Raw genomic sequence first — 21654 nt, 5'->3', positions numbered from 1 at the left:
TCTATAAAGGAAGAAATCCTACCAGCGAAACCGCAGGTTCGGGGTCGGCGCCGGTGTTGGCTGCGCGGGCGAGATTGTTCCATCGCCAGCAGGCTGAGCCACGGGCGGCGGCGCGACAACCTCACCGGCGGGTACTTCCTGGAGTTTCGCCAAGGCCAGTTGTGCCTTCAACTGCTCGGCGCTGCCATTGACCTTGTAGACGATCACGTCGCCTTCGACCCGCTGCAACTGCCCACCGAACGGTTCGAGCAACCGCCCTAGCGCCGCGTAACGTTCGAGGTTCATGCCCTGCACTTCGAGCAATTGTTCCGTCGCCACCCCCGGCTTGGCCACGAAGCGCGGCGCCAAGCGCTGGCTCACCGCCAACATCACGGCGTCGGCCAGTGCGGCAGGATCGCCGCCCTGGGCACTGCCCTGCTCGCGCTGGTCGCCCAGCCACAGGCGCCACGTCGCTTGCCACTGCCCACCCTCTTCCTTGGCGTGGACCGCCAGCAACGCGTCGGAACCATAACGCTCCGACACCTCGCGCAACGGCGCCGGGTCGTTGCCTTCAAGGTTCGGCGCAGTGGCGACAATCTGCTCGCTCAAGTCCGCCAGCGGCAGGTGCAGCGGCAAGCCCCGGTGCTGGGCAGCGCGGCGCAACGGCGTGGCGCTGGCCTGTCCATCCCCCACCAGGCTGGAACCTTCTACCGAGTCGTTGAGCCACCAGCCCAGGATCGAGGGGCGATTCGCGCCCCACAGCGACAACCCCGCCGAACGCAACGCCCGGTCGGTGCTGGCGGGATCGAAATCCACCTGCAGACTTTCCGGCGGGCCGGCGTCGTAGCCATATTGAAGAATGATTTGTTGCGGGTCCTTGCGGATCGCCGCCAGGCCAGGGTTCTGCGCGGCCTTGGCGTCGCCGGTCAGGCGCAGCACCAGGGTATCCAGCGCTCGCAATGTTGCCTGGTTACGCTCGTCCGGTGCCTGGCTGCTGACCGGTTCACGTACCTGATAAAGGTTGTTGAGGGTTTCGGCATGGCTCGCCAGGCTGATCAGCGACAGGCAGCCAACAGACAAGAGTTTGAACAAACGCATGGAAAATTCCCGGACAAAACGGCTGGCACCGGCCGTGTGGAGAAGACTGAGCATGGCTGTGACACGGCGCCCGGCAAAACATTCAGCCGCCCGAGGCAAGTTTCGACACCGTCACAACCACAGTCGCTTACCGCTACACCTTATACAGACGCACCGTGCAGTACCAACAGAAGAAATATCGGTTTTTTTGGCGGATATGACCCTGCCCGTCGGCGCGAGGATGGCCGCTGCCCCACAAGCCTGATAAAATCGCGCGCCTTCGCAGACCGGCAATGGCTGGGCATCCGGAATAATCGTACATCGGTTATCCAAGGGCCCCGGCGATCGGTCGTTACCCAGAATTCCCCCCTTTAAAGGCCTGGATCATGAGCAAGCAACCTTCCCTGAGCTACAAGGACGCCGGTGTGGACATCGACGCCGGTGAAGCATTGGTCGAACGCATCAAGAGCGTCGCCAAGCGCACTGCGCGCCCGGAAGTCATGGGCGGCCTGGGCGGTTTCGGCGCCCTCTGCGAGATCCCGGCCGGCTACAAGCAACCGGTACTGGTCTCGGGCACCGACGGCGTCGGCACCAAGCTGCGCCTGGCCCTGAACCTGAACAAGCACGACAGCATCGGCATCGACCTGGTGGGCATGTGCGTGAACGACCTGGTGGTCTGCGGCGCCGAGCCGCTGTTTTTCCTCGATTACTACGCCACCGGCAAACTGAACGTCGACACCGCTGCCCAGGTCGTGACCGGCATCGGCGCCGGCTGTGAGCTGTCCGGCTGCTCCCTGGTGGGCGGCGAAACCGCTGAAATGCCTGGCATGTATGAAGGCGAAGACTACGACCTGGCCGGTTTCTGCGTAGGCGTCGTGGAAAAAGCCGAAATCATCGACGGCTCGAAAGTTGCCGCCGGCGATGCCCTGCTTGCCTTGCCTTCTTCCGGCCCGCACTCCAACGGCTACTCGCTGATCCGCAAGATCATCGAAGTCTCGGGCGCGGACATCGAGAACACCCAGCTCGACGGCAAGCCGCTGGCCGACCTGCTGATGGCCCCCACCCGCATCTACGTCAAGCCGCTGCTCAAGCTGATCAAGGACACCGGCGCCGTCAAGGCCATGGCCCACATCACCGGTGGTGGCCTGTTGGACAACATCCCGCGCGTGCTGCCAAAAGGCGCCCAGGCCGTGGTCGACGTGGCGAGCTGGACCCGCCCGGCGGTATTCGACTGGCTGCAGGAAAAAGGCAACGTCGACGAAACCGAAATGCACCGCGTGTTGAACTGCGGCGTGGGCATGGTCATCTGCGTGGCCCAGGAGCACGTCGAGACTGCCCTGAACGTGCTGCGTGACGCAGGCGAACAGCCTTGGGTCATCGGCCAGATCGCCACCGCGGCCGAAGGCGCTGCGCAAGTCGAGCTGCAAAACCTTAAGGCACACTGATGTCCGCAACCTGTGACGTGGTGGTGCTGCTGTCCGGCACCGGCAGTAACTTGCAGGCCCTGATCGACAGCACGCGGACCGGCGACAGCCCGGTCCGTATCCGCGCGGTGATTTCCAACCGCGCTGATGCCTACGGCCTGCAACGTGCCACGGACGCAGGGATCGACACCCGCGTCCTGGATCACAAGGCATACGAAGGCCGCGAAGCCTTCGATGCCGCGTTGATCGAACAGATCGACGCCTTCAATCCGCAACTGGTGGTATTGGCCGGTTTCATGCGCATCCTCAGCGCCGGCTTCGTGCGTCATTACCAAGGCCGCCTGTTCAATATCCATCCTTCGCTGCTGCCCAAATACAAAGGGTTACACACTCACCAGCGGGCGCTGGAGGCCGGAGACACGGAGCATGGCTGCTCGGTGCACTTCGTCACCGAGGAACTCGATGGCGGACCACTGGTCGTACAGGCAGTAATACCGGTAGAGTTGCACGACACGCCGCAAAGCCTGGCGCAACGGGTCCATGCCCGCGAGCACCAGATCTACCCGATGGCCGTGCGTTGGTTTGCCGAAGGCCGGCTGGCCCTCGACGATCGGGGAGCCTCACTGGACGGCCAGTTGCTCGCCGCCAGCGGCCATTTGATTCGATACTAGGAGATTTTATGCGTCGCGCCCTGCTCTTCGCTTGCGCTCTGCTTGCCCTGCCCCTGGCACAAGCGGCAGACCTTCAACCGTTCTCCGCCAGCTACACCGCCGACTGGAAGCAGTTGCCCATGAGCGGCACCGCCGAACGCAGCCTGACCAAAGAGGCCAACGGCATCTGGAAGCTGAGCTTCAAGGCTTCGATGATGATCGCCAGCCTGACCGAAGAAAGCACCCTGACCCTGGACAAGGACACTCTCCTGCCACAGTCCTACCACTTCGAGCGCGGTGGTCTGGGCAAGGCAAAGAAGGCTGATCTGGACTTCGACTGGAACACCAAGATGGTCACCGGCACCGATCGCGGTGACGCGGTCAAGATCCCGCTGAACCGGGGCATGGTCGACAAATCCACTTATCAGCTCGCCCTTCAGCATGACGTCGCGGCCGGCAAGAAAAGCATGAGCTACCAGGTCGTTGATGATGGCGAAGTCGATACCTATGACTTCCGCGTGCTGGGCTCGGAGAAAGTCGACACCAAGGCCGGCCAGATCGACGCGATCAAGGTCGAGCGCGTGCGCGACCCGACACAGAGCAAGCGCATCACCGTGCTTTGGTTCGCCAAGGACTGGGACTACCTGCTGGTACGCCTGCAACAGGTCGAGACTGACGGCAAGGAGTACAACATCATGCTCCAGGACGGCACGGTCAACGGCAAGGCTGTTAAAGGCAGCTGATCCACATCAACAACACGAAGCCCCGCATACGCGGGGCTTTTTTTTGTTCGCTATTCCAAGCCCACCACCTACCCCTGTGGGAGCGAGCCTGCTTGACGACATGAAAACTTCTTCATGAAAAACCACCTGCGACCGAATGCCGCGCACCGCCTGGCCTCCAGGATCGTTGGACTTTCCATGAAAACTTCTTAACGAACCGAGGGATTTACCTAGCACGCTATCAAAATCTATAACAAAACCCTGCACACGCCTTGCTGCAGATAACAGAGATTGGAGCTTGCAAGATGACTGTGAAAGTAACTGAACGCGACGACGCCCACATGTCCCACGAAGGCATTGCCGCCGGCATCCGGATCTGGGATGTGCATCAACAGGATTTGCTGGTGGGGATGTTCCACTCCGAAACAGATGCCCGCAGCTATAAGGCCGAGCTGGAGCGAGAGGAACTGCAGCGCTTGCGTGAGATCGCGCAATCCTGAAAAACAACATATACCCTAATGTGGGAGCGAGCCTGCTCGCGAAAGCGGTACATCAGTCAAACAGTATTGGCTGACACACTGCTTTCGCGAGCAGGCTCGCTCCCACAGGTCGTCCACAGGTCTTGCGATCAGTTCATCCTCACCACATCAAATCATCAGGAATCTGATAAGCCGCGTACGGATCATCGGCATCGACTTCTTCAGTCTGGGTGTTGAGCTGGACGATGCGCTTGGGATCGCGCTCCTGGATTTTAAGCGCCGCTTCACGCGGAATCACTTCATAGCCGCCGGCGTGGTGGACGATCGCCAGGGAACCGCTGCTCAGCTTGTTGCGCATCAGCGCGTTGACCGAAATGCGCTTGACCTTCTTGTCATCGACAAAGTTGTAGTAGTCGTCAGTGGTCAGCTTTGGCAGGCGCGAGACTTCAATCAATTGCTTGATCTGCGCCGCACGGGCTTTCTGCTCGGCCTTTTCCTGCTGCTGACGGTTGAGCTCCTGGTCGCGCTTGACCTTTTCGGCCATGGCTTCCTGAGCCGCCCGCTGCTGGGAATCATCCAGTTCGACCTGGCCTTTGTGGGCCAGGCGCTGCTGTTTCTGTTTCTCTTTGCCGACCTGCTTGGCCTGCTTTTGGTTGACCAGCCCTGCTTTGAGCAACTGGTCGCGAAGGGAAAGGCTCATGGTGCTTACTCACTTAGGCAACGGCCTCAGCCACAGCTGGGCAAATTCTTTTCCTGACGTTTGGCTTCGCCCCACAAGGCGTCCAACTCTTCGAGGGTGCAATCTTCCATGGGACGACGGGTGTCGCGCAATGCCTGTTCGATAAATCGGAACCGTCGCTCGAACTTTGCGTTGGCGCCACGCAGGGCAGTCTCGGGATCGACCTTGAGGTGTCGCGCCAGGTTGACCACGCTGAACAACAGGTCACCCACCTCGTCATTGATGGCAGCCGGATCATTGTCCGCCATGGCTTCGAGCACTTCGTCCAGCTCCTCGCGAACCTTGTCCAGTACCGGCAACGGCCCCGGCCAGTCGAACCCCACCTGTGCGGCACGCTTCTGCAACTTTGCCGAACGGGACAAGGCCGGCAGCGCCGCTGGCACATCGTCGAGCAGTGACAATTGCTCGGGCGCCGACGTCTTTTCAGCTCGCTCCTGTGCCTTGATTTCCTCCCAGCGCTGCTTCACCTGCTCTTCGCTCAGGCGCGGAATATCCACGGGCGCATACAACTCGCCGGTGGGAAACACGTGGGGATGGCGACGGATCAGCTTGCGGGTGATGCTGTCGACCACGCCGGCGAATTCGAAACGGTTCTCCTCCCGGGCCAACTGGCTGTAATACACCACTTGGAACAGCAGGTCGCCCAACTCACCCTGCAAATGATCAAGATCGCCACGCTCGATCGCGTCAGCCACTTCATACGCTTCTTCCAGGGTATGGGGAACGATGGTGGCGTATGTTTGCTTGATGTCCCAGGGGCAACCGTACTGCGGGTCCCGCAGCCGGTTCATCAGGTGGAGCAGGTCTTCGAGGCTGTACATCAATCCGTCCCGTCACAAAAAAACATGTGGGAGCGAGCTCCCACATCAACCAAGACAACCAGCGATCAGCCCGGCGTCCGATTACGCCGGGTCTCGATGATGTTCGGCAACTGGGAAATCCGCCCCAGCAACCGCCCCAACGCGTCCAACCCCGGAATCTCGATGGTCAGGGACATCAGCGCGGTGTTGTCTTCCTTGTTCGAGCGGGTATTCACCGCGAGCACGTTGATGCGCTCGTTGAGCAATACCTGGGACACGTCACGCAGCAAGCCGGAACGGTCGTAGGCGCGGATGACGATGTCCACTGGATAAGTGAGCACCGGCACCGGGCCCCAGCTGACCTGGATGATCCGTTCCGGTTCGCGACCCGCCAATTGCAACACTGACGCACAGTCCTGGCGGTGGATACTCACGCCGCGACCCTGGGTGATGTAGCCGACGATCGCATCCCCCGGCAGCGGCTGGCAGCAACCGGCCATCTGGGTCATCAGGTTGCCCACGCCCTGGATCTGGATGTCGCCGCGTTTGCCCGGCTTGTAGCCGGTGGCCTTGCGCGGAATCAGCTCCAGTTGCTCGTTGCCCCGCTCCGGCTCCACCAGCTGCTGGGCCAGGTTGACCAGTTGCGCAAGGCGCAGGTCGCCGGCACCAAGGGCGGCGAACATGTCCTCGGCGGTCTTCATGTTGGCCTTTTCGGCCAGCTTGTCGAAGTCCACCTGCGGCAGGCCCAGGCGACTCAGCTCGCGCTCGAGCAAGGTCTTGCCGGCGGCGACGTTCTGGTCGCGGGCTTGCAACTTGAACCAATGGACGATTTTCGCCCGTGCCCGCGAGGTGGTGATGTAGCCCAGGTTCGGGTTCAACCAGTCGCGGCTCGGCGTGCCGTGCTTGCTGGTAATGATCTCGACCTGCTCACCGGTTTGCAGGCTGTAGTTGAGCGGCACGATCCGCCCGTTGATCTTGGCGCCACGGCAGTTGTGGCCGATCTCGGTGTGCACCCGGTAGGCGAAATCCAGCGGCGTCGCGCCTTTGGGCAAGTCGATGGCATGGCCGTCAGGCGTGAAGATGTAGACCCGGTCCGGTTCGATATCGACCCGCAATTGCTCGGCGAGGCCGCCGATGTCGCCCAGTTCCTCGTGCCATTCCAGCACTTGGCGCAGCCAGGAGATTTTTTCTTCGTAATGGTTGGAGCCGGACTTGACGTCGGTACCCTTGTATTTCCAGTGGGCACAGACCCCCAGCTCGGCTTCCTCGTGCATGGCGTGGGTGCGGATCTGCACTTCCAGCACCTTGCCCTCCGGGCCGATCACGGCGGTGTGCAACGAGCGGTAGCCGTTTTCCTTGGGGTTGGCGATGTAGTCGTCGAATTCCTTCGGAATGTGCCGCCACAACGTGTGGACGATACCCAGCGCGGTGTAGCAGTCGCGCATTTCAGGGACCAGCACGCGAACGGCGCGAACGTCGTAGATCTGGCTGAATTCCAGGCCCTTGCGCTGCATTTTTCGCCAGATGGAATAGATATGCTTGGCCCGGCCGCTGATATCGGCTTCCACGCCGGTGGCCTGCAGCTCTTCGCGCAACTGGGTCATGACGTCGGTGATGAAGCGTTCGCGATCCAGGCGTCGCTCGTGCAGCAACTTGGCGATCTGCTTGTACTGGTCGGGCTCCAGGTAGCGGAAGGACAAATCCTCCAGCTCCCATTTGATGTGACCGATACCCAGGCGATGAGCCAGCGGCGCGTAGATGTCGAATACTTCCCGCGCAACGCGATTGCGCTTCTCGTCGTCGGCGGATTTCACGGCGCGGATCGCGCAGGTGCGCTCGGCGAGCTTGATCAACGCGACACGCACGTCGTCGACCATGGCAACGAGCATCTTGCGCAGGTTTTCCACCTGGCCCTGGGTGCCCAGCACCATGGACTGCCGCGGGCTGAGGCTGGCGCTGATTGCCGCCATGCGCAGCACACCGTCGATCAGCTTGGCGACCACGGTGCCGAAGCGCTGGCTGACGACCGGCAGTTGGATCTGCCCTTCGCGCACGCCGCGGTACAGCACCGCGGCGACCAGCGAATCCTGGTCCAGCTTGAGGTCGGCGAGGATCTCGGCGATCTCCAGGCCCGTCTGGAAACTCGACGTGCCTTCGGACCACAGGTTCTTCGCCGCATTGTGTTGCTGCTCCGCCTCGCGAGCGAACTCGCAAGCGGCCTTCAAGGCTTCGCGATCCAGTGCCGTGTCGATACTGACCGCGTGATCGAGCCAAGCCTCGAGATTGATACTGCCGTCAGTGTTGATCGGCTGGTGTGCTCTCACCTGTACCATCTTTACTTACCTTCCCTACGACGCAGATTCAATGCGTCAACATCGCTGACCTTCGTTGCCCGTGTTTCCGCCCAGGGCCGTGGCGGAGTGCACGAACGGGTCAGTCGGACAAGCCATCCTGGCTCGCTTCAAATAACGCCATGGCCTCGACATGCGCCGTCTGAGGAAACATATCGAGAATCCCGGCACGTTTTAACCGGTAGCCCTGCTTGATCAATTCGACCGTGTCCCGCGCCAAAGTTGCCGGGTTGCACGATACATAAACCAACCGTCTGGCACCCAGGGATGCCAGCTTGCGCACCACCTCGAAAGCACCGTCACGGGGTGGGTCCAAGAGTACCGCAGAAAAGCCTTCGCCGATCCATTCGGCACCCGCCAACGGCTGGGATAAATCGGCCTGAAAAAAAGCAGTGTTATGCAAATTGTTGCTGACGGCGTTGGCCGCGGCACGGTCGACCATGGTTTGCACGCCTTCCACCGCCACCACCTCGCGCACGCTTTTGGCCAGTGGCAAGGCAAAGTTGCCCAGGCCGCAGAACAGGTCCAGCACCCGCTCTTCGGAGCGAGGCGCTAGCCATTGCAAGGCCTGGGCGACCATCGCTTCGTTGACGGCGGCGTTTACCTGGATGAAGTCCCCTGGCCGGTAAGCCAGGTCCAGGTCCCAGGTTTCCAGGCGATAGCCCAGGGAGCGTCCCGGATCGACCGGTTGCGGCTCGCCTTCGCCATGCAGCCACAGTTGTGCTTCGTGGAACGCACAAAAATCCTTGAGAATCGTCAGGTCGGCTTCCGACAGTGGCGCCATATGCCGCAACAGCAGCGCGAGGGACGAGCCGGCGAACAATTCCACATGGCCCAGCGCCTGGGGCTTGCCCAGGCGACGAAGCATCTGGGGCAAGCGGCTCATGATCGGTTGCAAGGGCTGTACCAGCACCGGACATTGGTCGATGGCGACAATGTCCTGGCTGCCGACGGCACGCAAACCCACTTCGAGCTTCTTCGCTTTCTGATCCCAACGCACTGCCACGCGGGCTCGACGCCGGTAGCCAAACTCCGGCCCGCTCAAGGGCTCGGCCCATTCTTGCGGCTCAACGCCCGCCACCCGTGACAGCTGCTCGGCGAGCATGCGCTGTTTAAGGGCGAGTTGTTCGTTGTGGGGCAGATGCTGCACGCTGCATCCACCGCAGCGACCGGCATGGACACACGGCGCGGCACGACGCAGCTCGCTGGGCGAAAACACCCGTTCAGTGCGGGCCTCGACCACCTTGCCGTGGGCACCGAGCACCCGCGCCTCGACTTCTTCACCGGCCAGGGCGCCGATGACAAACCAGGTGCGCCCGTCGACAAACGCAATGCCCCGGCCATCGTTGGCCAGGCGTTCGATGGTCAAGCGCTGCTTTTTACCGGTGGGCACTTGCGGGGCCCGGCTTCCGCCGCTGGGCTGGAAGCGCAAGCCTCTTTCTTGCTTGGCCATCAGTTGGGCGCGTCGAAAATGCCGGTCGACAGGTAACGGTCGCCACGGTCGCAGATGATCGCGACGATCACCGCATTCTCGACTTCCCGGGACAGGCGCAGCATGCCCGCCACGGCACCGCCCGAAGACACGCCGCAGAAGATGCCTTCTTCTCGCGCCAGGCGCCGGGTCACGTCCTCGGCTTCGCTCTGGGCCATGTCGATGATGCGGTCCACGCGGTCGGCCTGGTAGATCTTCGGCAGATACTCTTCGGGCCAGCGGCGGATGCCGGGGATGGCCGAGCCTTCCATTGGTTGCAGGCCAACGATCTGTACGTTCGGGTTCTGTTCTTTCAAATAGCGCGACGTGCCCATGATGGTGCCGGTGGTGCCCATCGAGCTGACGAAATGGGTGATCGTGCCGTCGGTCTGGCGCCAGATCTCAGGGCCGGTGGTGGTGTAGTGGGCTTCTGGATTGTCGCCGTTGGCGAACTGATCCAACACTTTGCCACGCCCCTCGGCCTGCATGCGTTCGGCCAAGTCCCGGGCGCCCTCCATGCCTTCTTCCTGGGTTACCAGGATCAATTCGGCGCCATAGGCTGTCATCGCGGCCTTACGCTCGGCGCTGGAATTGTCGGGCATGATCAGGATCATCTTGTAGCCCTTGATCGCCGCCGCCATCGCCAGGGCGATGCCGGTATTGCCGGACGTCGCCTCGATCAGCGTATCGCCGGGCTGGATCTGGCCCCGCAATTCGCCGCGGGTGATCATCGACAGCGCCGGTCGGTCCTTGACCGAACCCGCCGGGTTATTCCCTTCGAGCTTGAGCAAAAGCGTATTGCTGGTCGCGCCAGGCAGGCGCTGCAGGCGAACCAGCGGAGTGTTGCCGACGCAATCGGCGATGGTTGGGTACTGCAAAGTCATGGCGTATTCGCAATCCGGGCTGCGGGGGCGCCTATCATACCGGCAAACCGGGCGAGGCCATATCACGCAAAGTGAGGGGGTTATGGCTTATGGGAATAAGCCTTTAGGAATCGGTGCAGTCCCGTGGCGAGGGAGCTTGCTCCCGCTGAGTGGCAAAGCCGCCCCAATCGGGACTTCGCGGTATTTCAGGCCGTTTTTAAGGGGCCACTTCGCGCCCCAGCGGGAACAAGCTCCCTCGCCACGTCGGCGGTGTGCGGCTCAACGGCCAGCAGCCGCAGATTCAAGCGCAACCCTTTCACGCCATTGTGCGCCCACACCCGCCCGCCTTGGCGCTCCACCGCGTTGCGAGCGATACTCAACCCCAATCCAAACCCGCCGTTCCCTGGCCGGGAGCCATCCAGGCGGATGAACGGATCAAAGATGCGGTTGAGATCCTGCTCGGCCACGCCGCCGCCTTCATCTTCCAGCCACAGCAACCAGAACCCATCCTCACGCCGACCATCCAGGCGCACAATGCCGCCGGGCGGTGAATGGCGAATAGCGTTACGCAGGATGTTTTCCAAGGCCTGAGCCAAAGTATTGAGGTTGCCTTGCACCCAGCAGCTGGCGTCGACGGCGCATTGCAACTGGCTCGCCGGCCAGCCGGTTTCGTAGCAGGCGTTTTCGGTGAGCATTTCCCACAGCGCCTGGACCTGGATCGCCTCGGCGGGCAACGGCGCCCGGTCGGTATCGAGCCAGGCCAGTTGCAAGGTGTCTTCGACCAGCCCCTGCATGCAGTCGACTTCCCGGGCGACGCGCTCGCGCAGGCGAATCAGGTCCTGCTCACTGTCGCCCGCCACCTGCAAGCGACTCAAGGGCGTGCGCAATTCATGGGACAGGTCTCGCAGCAGTTGCTGTTGCAGGGCGACGGTGGATTGCAGGCGTTCGGACATTTGATCGAAAGCGCGGCCCAGTTCGCCCAGTTCGTCGGCGCGATCGGTGGTACGGGCAGGCAGGCGCACGTTCAACTGATCGGCGCGCCAGGCATTGGCCTGTTCGCGCAGCTGATTGAGCGGCACCACCAGCAAGCGATACAGCCCGACACACAGCAGCAGGGTAAACAGCCCAGGAATGACACCGTTGGTGATCACGCGCCAGAACACTCGATAACGTCCCGGCAGGAAACGCTCGGGCAGTTCGATCACCAAGCTGCCGATGGACGGATTCTCTGGGAAAGGCACCCGCAACCACGGCCGTCCCTTTTTGTGGATGGGCCAATCGAGGCCGCGCAGAAAGGTGAGGCGCTCGATTTCCCTGTCCGTGAGCGGGTGTTCGCTCAGTGACTGCAAGTCACCGCCAATCACCCCTACCCAGCTCGCTTCACGATATTGCATAGCGTAGACCCATTGATCGACGCCCGCGCTTCCATCGGTCAGCCACGCCTGCTCAGCTTCGGCGGCGTAACGCGTGAGGGTGCCGCGGGCTTCGTCCGAAAGGAACTGATTGCGCACTTCCATGTAGCGCCCCCAGGACCAGCTCAGCCAGATCATCAGCAAGCAGAACGCTACCAGCAGGCATGCCAGCTTCCAGAACAGCGAGTGCCTGCCGGGCAGGTCAGACCATTTCATCGACAACACTCAAGACATAGCCTTTGCCCCACACCGTGCGCAATTCGCGCTGGGTATAGCCGATGGCCTTGAGCTTGCGGCGTATCTGGCTGACATGCATGTCCAGGCTGCGATCGTGGGGGGCGTAACCGCGCTGTAACACGTGCTGGTACAGGAAGGCCTTGCTCAACACTTCTTCGCCGCTGCGGTGCAGCACGTCCAGCAAGCGATATTCGCTGCGCGTCAACCCCGCCCATTGTCCCTGGACCTGCACATCGCTGCGCTCTTCGTCGAAACCCAGATCCTGGCTCTGGCGCAGGATCGCCACCTGGGCCGGACGTCGGTCCAGCGCGACTCGCCGCAGGATGGCCTCGATGCGCACCCGTAGCTCCACCATGCTGAAGGGCTTGGGCAAGTAGTCGTCAGCACCAAGGCGAAAGCCACTGATGCGATCCGCTTCGGCGCCCAGCGCGGACATCAGCAACACCGGCGTCGCCTGGCGCTTGCGCAAATGCGTCAACACCGCGAGACCGTCCAGGCCGGGCAGCAGGATGTCCATCAACACGACGTCAAAAGCCTGCCGGCAGGCGATTTCCAGGCCTTCCTGGCCGTTCTGGCACCAAGTGACGTCGAACCCGCTGCGGCCCAGATGCTCATGAACATAAGCACCCAGTACGGGGTCGTCTTCTATGGAAAGGATACGGGGCGGCACGGTGGCGTGGGGGCTCATCAGTTTCTGCAAATAATTCTCAGTTGAGCAATTATTCAAGATCGCTTCCCTACAGGCAACCGCCGCGTATCGCCCCGCTCAATCCTGGCAGCGACGCGGATGCACGGCGACATGAATTTTACGGAGAAGGCTCGCCTGCAAATCGCTACACTGCGCAGGTGTTGCGTGCCGGATGCGCGCAAAGCTCAATCAGACCGCTGGATGCAGGAGACAAGGTGTGCTCAAGAAACTGGGAATCAAAGGCCGCGTGCTGTTGCTGACCCTGTTGCCAACCAGCCTGATGGCGCTGGTTCTGGGCGGCTATTTCACCTGGATGCAGCAATCGGACCTGCACGCCCAACTGCTGCAAAGGGGCGAAATGATCGCCGAACAGCTGGCGCCGCTGGTCGCCCCCGCCCTTAGCCGCCAAGACACCGAACTGCTGGAGCGCATCGCCACCCAGTCCCTCGAGCAAGCCGATGTCCGGGCCGTGACCTTCCTGGCCCCCGACCGCGCTCCGCTGGCCCACGCCGGCCCGACCATGCTCAACCGGGCACCGGAAGGCAACAGCAGTCAACTGCTGCAACGCACCGGCAACGACGCCACCCGCTACCTGCTGCCGGTGTTCGGCAAGCACCGCAACCTGGCCGGCGAACTGATCCCCGAAGAGGCCGACCGCCTGCTGGGCTGGGTCGAGCTGGAGTTGTCCCACAGCGGCATGTTGCTGCGCGGTTACCGCAGCCTGTTCGCCAGCCTGCTCCTGATCGCCGCCGGGCTGGGATGCACCGGGCTATTGGCCTTGCGCATGGGCCGCACCATCAACCGTCCGCTGAGCCAGATCAAGCAGGCCGTGGCGCAGCTCAAGGATGGGCACCTGGAAACCCGCCTGCCACCGCTGGGCAGTCAAGAGCTGGATGAATTGGCGTCGGGCATCAATCGCATGGCCGGGACCTTGCAGAACGCCCAGGAGGAATTGCAACACAGCATCGACCAGGCCACCGAAGACGTGCGCCAGAACCTGGAAACCATCGAGATCCAGAACATCGAGCTGGACCTGGCCCGCAAGGAAGCCCTGGAAGCGAGCCGGATCAAATCCGAGTTCCTGGCGAACATGAGCCATGAGATCCGCACGCCGCTCAACGGCATCCTGGGTTTCACCCATCTATTGCAAAAAAGCGAACTGACCCCGCGCCAGCTCGACTACCTGGGCACCATCGAAAAATCCGCCGACAGCCTGCTGGGCATCATCAACGAAATCCTCGACTTCTCGAAGATCGAGGCCGGCAAGCTGGTGCTCGACAGCATCCCGTTCAACTTGCGGGACCTGTTGCAGGACACCCTGACCATCCTCGCCCCCGCCGCCCATGCCAAGCAATTGGAATTGGTGAGCCTGGTCTACCGGGACACGCCGCTGTCGCTGGTGGGCGACCCGCTGCGTCTCAAGCAGATCCTCACCAACCTGGTGAGCAACGCCATCAAGTTCACCCGGGAAGGCACCATCGTCGCCCGCGCGATGCTCGAAGACGAGCACGAAGACAGCGTGCAGCTGCGCATCAGCATCCAGGACACCGGTATCGGCCTGTCCAGCCAGGACGTTCGCGCGTTGTTCCAGGCGTTCAGCCAGGCCGACAACTCCTTGTCCCGGCAACCCGGCGGCACCGGGCTGGGCCTGGTGATTTCCAAGCGGCTGGTGGAACAGATGGGCGGCGAGATCGGCGTGGACAGCACGCCAGGCGAAGGCTCGGAGTTCTGGATCAGCCTGCGCCTGCCCAAGACCCGCGACGACGCCGAGGATCTCCCCGGCCCGCCGTTGCTGGGCCGGCGGGTGGCCGTCCTGGAAAATCACGAGTTGGCGCGCCAGGCTTTGCAGCACCAGCTCGAAGACTGTGGCTTGCAGGTCACGCCGTTCAACACGCTGGAGAACCTGACCAACGGGGTCACGGTTGCTCACCAGACCGAACAGGCCATCGACCTGGCGGTGCTCGGCATCACCAGCAACGACATGCCACCCGAGCGCTTGAACCAGCACATCTGGGACTTGGAACACCTGGGCTGCAAAGTCCTCGTGCTGTGCCCTACCACCGAACAAACGCTGTACCACCTCTCCGTCCCGAACCCCCACAGCCAATTGCAGGCCAAGCCGGCCTGCACGCGCAAGTTGCGGCGGTCGCTTTCCGACCTGGTCAACCCGCGCCCAACGCGCAACGAACCCAATGAACCGGTGGCCAGCCGAGCGCCAAAGGTGCTGTGCGTGGACGACAACCCGGCGAACCTGCTGTTGGTGCAAACCCTGCTCGAGGACCTGGGCGCCCGGGTGCTGGCGGTGGAAAGCGGGTACGCCGCGGTCGAGGCGGTGCAACAGGAAACCTTCGACCTGGTCCTGATGGATGTGCAGATGCCCGGCATGGACGGTCGCCAGAGCACCGAGGCGATCCGCCAATGGGAAAGTGAGCGGCATTGCACACCGCTGCCGATCGTTGCCCTCACTGCCCACGCCATGGCCAACGAAAAACGCGCCCTGCTGCAAAGCGGTATGGATGACTACCTGACCAAGCCCATCAGCGAGCGGCAGCTGGCCCAGGTCGTGCTCAAATGGACCGGCCTGGCCTTGCGCAACCAGGTGCCGGACCGGGGCGCGGACGCCCATCGCAGCGGTGAGCTGCTGGTGCTCGATCATGAAGAAGGCCTGCGCCTGGCCGCCGGCAAGGCCGACTTGGCGGCGGATATGCTGGCGATGCTGCTGGCATCCCTCGAAGCCGACCGGGAGGCGATTCGCCAGGCCAGCGAAGCCAACGATCACAACGCCCTGATCGAGCGGGTCCACCGCCTGCACGGTGCCACGCGCTACTGCGGCGTACCGCAACTGCGCGCGGCCTGCCAGCGCAGCGAAACCCTGCTCAAGCAGAAGGATCCGAAGGCCGCGGCGGCCCTGGAAGACCTGGAGCTGGCCATCAATCGCCTGGCCAGCGAGGCTCGCATCAGTGCCTGACCCACGAAGCGTTGGCCGCCATCGCCACGACCACACTGGATAACATCGCAGCCTGGGCCGCCGGCGCGCCGCAGAACCTGATAGATAGCTGACTCGCCTTTCTTTGAAGCGAGCTTGCTCGCGATAGCAATGGATCAGCCAGCTTTGAAGTGACTGACACACCGCTATCGCGAGCAAGCTGGCTCCCACAGTGAATGGAGTTTCGTCGGCCAACCTTTCATCGAGTCCATGCCCCAGCCATGCCCCGTGCTAGCATGTCGCGCCTATTTGGAGGACCCATGGCCGAACACGATTTTCGCTACACCCTGATGAACCCGCAGCACACCTTGACCGAGGTCCGCGCCCTGGCCCCAGGCCGTTACCAGGTCACTGGCAATGGCGGTTCGATCCAGGCCAACGACGTATTGCTCGTGACCCTCAAGGGCAGCAAGGACCTGTCCATGCGCCTGACCGTGGACACCGTTCGCCATCTGCTCAAGCCAATGGGCCAGTGGACCGCCATGACTACCGGCCCGGTATTCGGCGAACTGGCGATCCACACCTGGCAGGTCAATTGCGACCGCTGCACCAAGGAACTGAGCTTCGAATTCGCCGTCGATGCCAAGCTCGGCACCAAGGCCCAGAAACCGGCCGCCACCGCGCGCATTGCCGAGCTGGGCTGGCAGACGGTCGGCGAGAGGCATCTGTGCCCCCAATGCCAGGAAGCCGCTTGATGAAACGCCTGTTCCTGGCCACGCTGGTCGGCGCTGGCCTGATGGGTTGCGCCGCCGATCCGGTGCAGCTGCAGCAAAACCGCAGCTATATTCTTGAATGGATCGGTGAGCGGCCATTGATGGACTACAGCCACCTGACCATCACCCTCGGCGATGATGGCCGGGCCTATGGCAATGCCGGCTGCAACCATTGGTTTGCGCCCTACACCCTGGAAGGCGACCGGCTGAGTTTCGGCAAGATCGGCAGCACCCGCAAACTCTGCCCCCCGGCAGTGATGGAGCAGGAGACGCGATTCTTGCAGGCGCTACAGAAAGTCGAACGCTGGGATGTTTCCCCCATCGAACAGATGCGTTTCTGGCCCGCCCAGGGCAAGCCGCTGCGCTGGTGGTTGGAGGAAGGCTGAAGCCTTGCCTGACCAGGCACTGGCGAGGAAGTTGCTCCCTCGCCACTGAACCCGCTATTTCAGCGCCTGCAACGCCTCCAGCTTCGCCATCACCGCCGCCGCCGTCTGCTCCCCAAGCAATTGCTCACGCACCTTGCCCTGGTTATCGATGATGTAGGTCACCGGCAATCCTTCGCTGCGAGGGATATCGAAGAATTCGGCCGGGTCCTGGGCCAATACGCTGAAGCGAATCCCCATTTTTTCGCTGGCGCTCCTGAGCTCTTCACCCTGTACCTGATCGAAGTTGACACCGAACACGCCCACGTTTCGACCCTTGAGCTGCTCGGCGAGCGCGTTGAATTCCGGAATTTCAGTGCGGCAGGGTGCGCACCATTCGGCCCAGTAATTGAGCACCACCCATTGTTTGTCCAACCGCTTCGAAGCGATCGGCTGGCCGTTCTGGTCCACCCCATAATCGTTTCCACAGCCGGCGAGCAATAGAATGCCGAAAAAAGCCAGTGCCGCCGCCAATCGCCTTGTCATGTGCCAATCCTTGTCTGAAATGTGAACGCTGGCCGCCCATCACGTGCTAGGCGCCGCGCTGCACAGTAGAATAGCCGCCACCTTACGCAAGATGCGACCTGCTCATGACTGATCTGACGCTTTATCACAACCCGCGCTGCTCCAAATCCCGCGGTGCGCTGGAACTGTTGGAGGCCCGCGGCCTGACGCCCACTGTCATTCGTTATCTGGAAACCCCGCTCGACGCCGAGCAGCTCAAGGCCTTGCTGGGCAAGCTTGGCATCAGCGCGCGGCAATTGCTGCGCACCGGCGAGGACGAGTACAAGGCGCTGGACCTGGCCAACGAGAACCTGGGCGAGGACGATCTGATCGCTGCCATCGTCGCCCATCCAAAGCTCATGGAACGGCCGATCCTCGAAGCCGGCGACAGAGCCGTGATCGGCCGTCCGCCGGAAAAGATTCTGGAGATCCTGCCGTGAGCACGCCGTACATCCTGGTGTTGTATTACAGCCGCAGCGGCTCCACCAACGAAATGGCCCGGCAGATTGCCCGGGGCGTCGAGCAGGCCGGCCTGGAAGCGAGGTTGCGTACGGTGCCGGCGATCTCCGCCGAGTGCGAGGCGGTGTCGCCGGACATTCCGGAACAAGGCCCGCTGTACGCCACGCTCGATGACTTGAAAAATTGCGCCGGCCTGGCCCTCGGCAGCCCGACCCGTTTCGGCAACATGGCCGCGCCGCTGAAATACTTCCTCGACGGCACCAGCAACCTTTGGCTCACCGGAGCCCTCGTCGGCAAGCCCGCCGGCGTGTTTACCTCCACCGCGAGCCTGCATGGCGGCCAGGAAACCACCTTGTTATCGATGATGCTGCCACTGCTGCATCACGGCATGCTGATCACCGGCCTGCCTTACAGCGAGTCAGCCTTGATCGATACCCAGGGCGGCGGTACGCCCTACGGGCCGAGCCACCATGCTGGCGCCGATGGCAAAAGCGGCTTGAACGAACACGAAGTTGCCTTGTGCCGCGCCTTGGGATTGCGCCTGGCGAAAACCGCCCTGTTGCTGGAGAACGGCCGTGGCTAAGAAGCCGAAAATCCTGCCGCCCATCCAATGGCTGGAGCCACGCGTACGCATCGCCCGCGCCGTCAGCCTGCTGTGCTTTTTCGGCTTGGTGGGGTTGCTCAGCGCGTATTACTTGCTCATCGCCGACCTGCACGGCGCGCGCCCGTGGGTGATCTTGCTGATCGAATTGGTGCCCCTGCTGATCCTCGCGCCGGGCATGCTCAGCGGCAGCGCCCGCGGGCATTCCTGGATGTGTTTCGTGGTCAATCTGTATTTCATCAAGGGCGCCCTGGCCGCCTACGATCCGAACCGGCATGTGTTCGGCTTGCTGGAAATGGCAGCGAGCGTGGCGGTGTTCTGCTCGGCGTTGCTGTACGTACGCTGGCGGTTTCAGTTGAAGCGGCGGTTGGCTGGCGAAGGCGATATCGCCGTCGCCTGATACGCCGCCTTCGCGAGAAGGGCTCGCTCCCACAGTGGACTTGTAAACGCCGAAAATCCCCTGTGAAAGCGAGCTTGCTCCGGGCGGCGTTCCGACGATGGCCGCAACCCGGTCTCAATGATTCACGGTATAAGCCAGCATCATCGAAATCTGTGACATCGGCCGCCCGCCACTCTCCTCGTGCCACTGATTGAAAGCTGCCTGCACCGTCGCAAGATCCCGAAGGCTCGTGGGGGCTTTGTCGATGATGTCTTGGGCATTGAGCGCCGCTACCACGTCATAACTGGGCACGAATGTGTCCTTGCCCATCATCCGCAGGAAACGCGGTGCCGACAGGCCGCCCAGTTGATGGCCGTGTTTCTTCAGATAAGTCCACAGGCCCACGATGTCAGTCACAGGCCAGTCGGCGACCAGCGCCCCAAAGCTGCCCTTTTCGTGGGCCACGTCCAGGATCAACTGCGCGTTGCGCGGTACGCTCTTGAGCTTGCCCAGGTGGCGAATGATCCGCGCGTCCTGCATCAGCCGCTCCAGGTGCTCGGCGCCCATCAGCACGACTTTCTCCGGATCAAATTTGAAGAACACCTCTTCAAACGCCGGCCACTTGGCGTCCACCAGGCTGTGCTTGAGCCCGGCGCGAAACACCCGCAGGGCCATGGTCGAGAGGTAGCGGTCGTCGCTGATCTTGCGCAGTTGCGCCGGGGTCTTGGGTACAGGCAGGTGGGCTTCCAGTTCAGCCGCCGAACCGAAGCGGTTCAGACAATACTCGTGCAGCCACTTGTAATCGCGCATGCCCTCTCCTGGTATTGAAAAAGAAACGGCGCTCGCAAGCGCCGTGGATAAAACCGGTTGGCAACCTTACAGGTTCACCACATTGACGAACCGCGGCGTGGCGTTTTCGTCGATGCGCAGGTTGGTGAAGTCGAACAGGTTGCGATCCGCCAGTTGCGACGGGATGACGTTCTGCAACCCGCGGAAAATGCTCTCGGTACGGCCCGGAGTCTTGCGCTCCCATTCCTGGAGCATTTCCTTGACCACCTGGCGCTGCAGGTTTTCCTGGGAGCCGCACAGGTTGCACGGGATGATCGGGAATTGCTTGAAATCCGAATAGGCCTGGATGTCCTTCTCGTTGCAATACGCCAACGGGCGAATCACCACGTTGCGCCCATCGTCGGCCCGCAGCTTGGGTGGCATGGCCTTGAGCGAGCCGTTGTAGAACATGTTGAGGAAAAAGGTCTCGACGATGTCGTCGCGGTGGTGACCCAGGGCCATTTTGGTCGCGCCAATCTCGTCGGCGAACGTGTAGAGCGTTCCGCGGCGCAAGCGTGAGCACAGCGAACAAGTGGTCTTGCCTTCGGGAATCAGTTCCTTGACCACCGAATAGGTGTCTTTCTCGACGATGTGGTACTCGACGCCCAGCGACTCGAGGTAGGCCGGCAGCACATGTTCCGGGAACCCAGGCTGCTTCTGGTCCATGTTGACCGCGACGATGTCGAACTTGATCGGTGCAACCTTCTGTAAATGCATCAGCACGTCGAGCAAGGTGTAGCTGTCCTTGCCGCCGGACAGGCAGACCATGACCTTGTCGCCGTCCTCGATCATGTTGTAGTCGGCGACCGCCTCACCGGCCAGGCGGCGCAGGCGCTTTTGCAGTTTGTTCTGGTTGACCGTAAGAGTGCCCATGACGCGAAATCCGTGAGGTGTGACGAAAGGCCGGCATTTTACGCAAAAAACTGGCTGTCGGCGAAGGCTGACGACAGGTGCCTTTATGGCGAGGGGATTTATCCCCGTCGGGTTGCGCAACCCTGCGCACAGACCTAACGGCGATTAGCGTTCCCCGCTACAGCGCGATTTGCTCTAAGCGCCCCATCCCCTTGAGGGCCACTCCTTCCTATACTGCGGCATAAGGTCGCACACACTTACAGACCTTTACTTACCTGGCCAATTGGCTCGTAGGCGCTCCGTTGGGGGGCGATGGCAATAACAAAGGAGTGACTGACTATGATCCATCATGTCGTGGGGCTCTTTACCCACCCTGATCAAGAATGGAAGGAAATCCGTGGCGATCAGGAGGAAAGCATCAGCCACATGTACCTCACCCACACGCTGATCCTGGCGGCCATCCCGGCGGTATCGGCGTTCATCGGTACCACGCAGGTAGGATGGGTCATCGGCAATCGTCCACCGGTCATGCTCACCCAGGAAAGCGCCCTGTGGATGACCATCATGTCTTACCTGGCCATGTTGGGCGGCGTGGCGGTGATGGGAGCGTTCATCCACTGGATGGCTCGCACCTATGACGCCAATCCGAGCCTGGCTCGCTGCGTCGCGTTCGCCACGTACACCGCGACACCGCTGTTCATCGGCGGCCTGGCGGCGCTCTATCCCCACATGTGGCTGGGGATGATCGTCGGGACCGCGGCGATCTGCTACACGGTCTACCTGTTGTACGTAGGGCTGCCGACCTTCATGAACATCCCTCAGGACGAAGGTTTCCTGTTTTCCAGTTCGGTGCTGGCCGTGGGTTTGGTGGTGCTGGTGGCAATCATGGCGTTCACGGTGATTGTCTGGGGGCTGGGCGTGGGCCCGGTCTATACCAATTGAAGGATTATTGAAGGATTAAGGCTCTCCAACCAAAATCGATCTGCCACCACAGGCCGCCGCAAGGCGGCCTTCCTCT

Annotated in this window: 22 protein-coding genes and 1 pseudogene; 12 read left to right on the top strand and 11 right to left on the bottom strand. The window is 62.0% G+C overall.

The window, feature by feature from the left end; genetic code table 11:
• Positions 1-18 precede the first annotated feature (18 nt).
• Positions 19-1077, bottom strand: coding sequence for a DUF2066 domain-containing protein (locus tag J3Q04_RS06835; protein ID WP_434607287.1), 1059 nt, complete (start codon positions 1075-1077; stop codon positions 19-21).
• A gap of 365 nt (positions 1078-1442) precedes the next feature.
• Here J3Q04_RS06835 and purM point away from each other — a divergent pair, with 365 nt between their 5' ends.
• The 4 genes from purM to J3Q04_RS06815 all read left to right on the top strand — a co-directional run bounded on the left by purM (position 1443) and on the right by J3Q04_RS06815 (position 4352).
• On the top strand, positions 1443-2501 hold the full coding sequence (gene purM / locus J3Q04_RS06830) for a phosphoribosylformylglycinamidine cyclo-ligase (protein ID WP_434607289.1): 1059 nt from the start codon (positions 1443-1445) through the stop codon (positions 2499-2501).
• Positions 2501-3151 carry a phosphoribosylglycinamide formyltransferase gene (gene purN / locus J3Q04_RS06825; protein ID WP_434560195.1) on the top strand — a complete coding sequence of 217 codons (651 nt, stop codon included), beginning with the start codon at positions 2501-2503 and terminating at the stop codon, positions 3149-3151. Before purM ends, purN begins: the two co-directional genes overlap by 1 nt.
• Before the next feature lie 8 nt (positions 3152-3159).
• The gene (locus J3Q04_RS06820) at positions 3160-3873 is read left to right on the top strand and encodes a DUF3108 domain-containing protein (protein ID WP_420767452.1); all 714 of its coding nucleotides are present in this window, start codon (positions 3160-3162) and stop codon (positions 3871-3873) included.
• A 284-nt stretch (positions 3874-4157) separates the two neighbouring features.
• Positions 4158-4352: a hypothetical protein gene (locus J3Q04_RS06815; RefSeq protein WP_434607292.1), complete on the top strand. Its 195-nt coding sequence runs from the start codon at positions 4158-4160 to the stop codon at positions 4350-4352.
• 139 nt (positions 4353-4491) lie between these two features.
• Here the strand turns inward: J3Q04_RS06815 and J3Q04_RS06810 are convergent, their stop codons facing one another.
• The 7 genes from J3Q04_RS06810 to J3Q04_RS06780 all read right to left on the bottom strand — a co-directional run bounded on the left by J3Q04_RS06810 (position 4492) and on the right by J3Q04_RS06780 (position 12892).
• Positions 4492-5031: a DUF2058 domain-containing protein gene (locus tag J3Q04_RS06810; protein ID WP_420767454.1), complete on the bottom strand. Its 540-nt coding sequence runs from the start codon at positions 5029-5031 to the stop codon at positions 4492-4494.
• Between the two features lie 26 nt (positions 5032-5057).
• Positions 5058-5891, bottom strand: a complete 834-nt coding sequence (mazG, locus tag J3Q04_RS06805) for a nucleoside triphosphate pyrophosphohydrolase (protein ID WP_420767455.1) — start codon at positions 5889-5891, stop codon at positions 5058-5060.
• 65 nt (positions 5892-5956) lie between these two features.
• Positions 5957-8203, bottom strand: coding sequence for a GTP diphosphokinase (gene relA, locus J3Q04_RS06800; protein ID WP_030142406.1), 2247 nt, complete (start codon positions 8201-8203; stop codon positions 5957-5959).
• Between the two features lie 100 nt (positions 8204-8303).
• Entirely contained in the window at positions 8304-9674 is a 1371-nt protein-coding gene (gene rlmD, locus J3Q04_RS06795) for a 23S rRNA (uracil(1939)-C(5))-methyltransferase RlmD (RefSeq protein WP_434607295.1), read from the bottom strand.
• Positions 9674-10576: a cysteine synthase CysM gene (gene cysM, locus J3Q04_RS06790; RefSeq protein WP_420767457.1), complete on the bottom strand. Its 903-nt coding sequence runs from the start codon at positions 10574-10576 to the stop codon at positions 9674-9676. Before cysM ends, rlmD begins: the two co-directional genes overlap by 1 nt.
• Positions 10577-10761: 185 nt before the next feature.
• Positions 10762-12183: a histidine kinase sensor domain-containing protein gene (locus J3Q04_RS06785; RefSeq protein WP_434607297.1), complete on the bottom strand. Its 1422-nt coding sequence runs from the start codon at positions 12181-12183 to the stop codon at positions 10762-10764.
• Positions 12170-12892, bottom strand: a complete 723-nt coding sequence (locus J3Q04_RS06780; RefSeq protein WP_434611645.1) for a response regulator transcription factor — start codon at positions 12890-12892, stop codon at positions 12170-12172. Before J3Q04_RS06780 ends, J3Q04_RS06785 begins: the two co-directional genes overlap by 14 nt.
• A gap of 217 nt (positions 12893-13109) precedes the next feature.
• Here J3Q04_RS06780 and J3Q04_RS06775 point away from each other — a divergent pair, with 217 nt between their 5' ends.
• From J3Q04_RS06775 to J3Q04_RS06760, 4 genes and pseudogenes are all read left to right on the top strand, one after another.
• Positions 13110-15860, top strand: a complete 2751-nt coding sequence (locus tag J3Q04_RS06775; RefSeq protein ID WP_434560203.1) for a response regulator — start codon at positions 13110-13112, stop codon at positions 15858-15860.
• Positions 15845-15952: pseudogene (locus J3Q04_RS06770) on the top strand (2-hydroxyacid dehydrogenase); the annotation flags it as partial. The gene J3Q04_RS06775 and the pseudogene J3Q04_RS06770, both read left to right, overlap by 16 nt.
• A 186-nt stretch (positions 15953-16138) precedes the next feature.
• Positions 16139-16573, top strand: coding sequence for a hypothetical protein (locus tag J3Q04_RS06765; RefSeq protein ID WP_434607300.1), 435 nt, complete (start codon positions 16139-16141; stop codon positions 16571-16573).
• The gene (locus tag J3Q04_RS06760) at positions 16573-16977 is read left to right on the top strand and encodes an META domain-containing protein (protein WP_420767461.1); all 405 of its coding nucleotides are present in this window, start codon (positions 16573-16575) and stop codon (positions 16975-16977) included. The genes J3Q04_RS06765 and J3Q04_RS06760 overlap by 1 nt, the downstream gene beginning before the upstream one ends.
• A gap of 54 nt (positions 16978-17031) precedes the next feature.
• Here the strand turns inward: J3Q04_RS06760 and J3Q04_RS06755 are convergent, their stop codons facing one another.
• Positions 17032-17499 carry a TlpA family protein disulfide reductase gene (locus J3Q04_RS06755; RefSeq protein ID WP_434560205.1) on the bottom strand — a complete coding sequence of 156 codons (468 nt, stop codon included), beginning with the start codon at positions 17497-17499 and terminating at the stop codon, positions 17032-17034.
• A 104-nt stretch (positions 17500-17603) separates the two neighbouring features.
• On the opposite strand from J3Q04_RS06755, the gene arsC reads away from it, so the two are divergent.
• From arsC to J3Q04_RS06740, 3 genes are read left to right on the top strand one after another with little or no spacing between them, the layout of a single operon-like run.
• A complete protein-coding gene (arsC, locus tag J3Q04_RS06750) occupies positions 17604-17957 on the top strand; it encodes an arsenate reductase (glutaredoxin) (RefSeq protein ID WP_434607305.1) in 354 nt (117 codons plus the stop codon).
• Complete coding sequence (wrbA, locus tag J3Q04_RS06745) at positions 17954-18559, top strand: NAD(P)H:quinone oxidoreductase (RefSeq protein ID WP_420767464.1); 606 nt, start codon at positions 17954-17956, stop codon at positions 18557-18559. Before arsC ends, wrbA begins: the two co-directional genes overlap by 4 nt.
• Positions 18552-18977, top strand: coding sequence for a DUF2069 domain-containing protein (locus J3Q04_RS06740; RefSeq protein WP_434607309.1), 426 nt, complete (start codon positions 18552-18554; stop codon positions 18975-18977). The genes wrbA and J3Q04_RS06740 overlap by 8 nt, the downstream gene beginning before the upstream one ends.
• A 114-nt stretch (positions 18978-19091) precedes the next feature.
• Here J3Q04_RS06740 and J3Q04_RS06735 read toward each other — a convergent pair whose 3' ends face one another.
• Both J3Q04_RS06735 and ttcA read right to left on the bottom strand, forming a co-directional pair.
• Positions 19092-19766 carry a DNA-3-methyladenine glycosylase I gene (locus J3Q04_RS06735; protein WP_420767466.1) on the bottom strand — a complete coding sequence of 225 codons (675 nt, stop codon included), beginning with the start codon at positions 19764-19766 and terminating at the stop codon, positions 19092-19094.
• 66 nt (positions 19767-19832) lie between these two features.
• Entirely contained in the window at positions 19833-20657 is an 825-nt protein-coding gene (gene ttcA, locus J3Q04_RS06730) for a tRNA 2-thiocytidine(32) synthetase TtcA (protein WP_030142418.1), read from the bottom strand.
• 318 nt (positions 20658-20975) lie between these two features.
• Between ttcA and J3Q04_RS06725 the strand changes: the two genes are divergently transcribed.
• On the top strand, positions 20976-21578 hold the full coding sequence (locus J3Q04_RS06725; protein WP_039591896.1) for a Yip1 family protein: 603 nt from the start codon (positions 20976-20978) through the stop codon (positions 21576-21578).
• The last annotated feature ends 76 nt before the right edge of the window (positions 21579-21654 follow it).

It is taken from the genome of Pseudomonas sp. D4-21 (genome assembly GCF_051132125.1).
Taxonomy (GTDB): Bacteria; Pseudomonadota; Gammaproteobacteria; order Pseudomonadales; family Pseudomonadaceae; genus Aquipseudomonas.
This window is presented reverse-complemented; position numbering and strand designations above follow the sequence as displayed.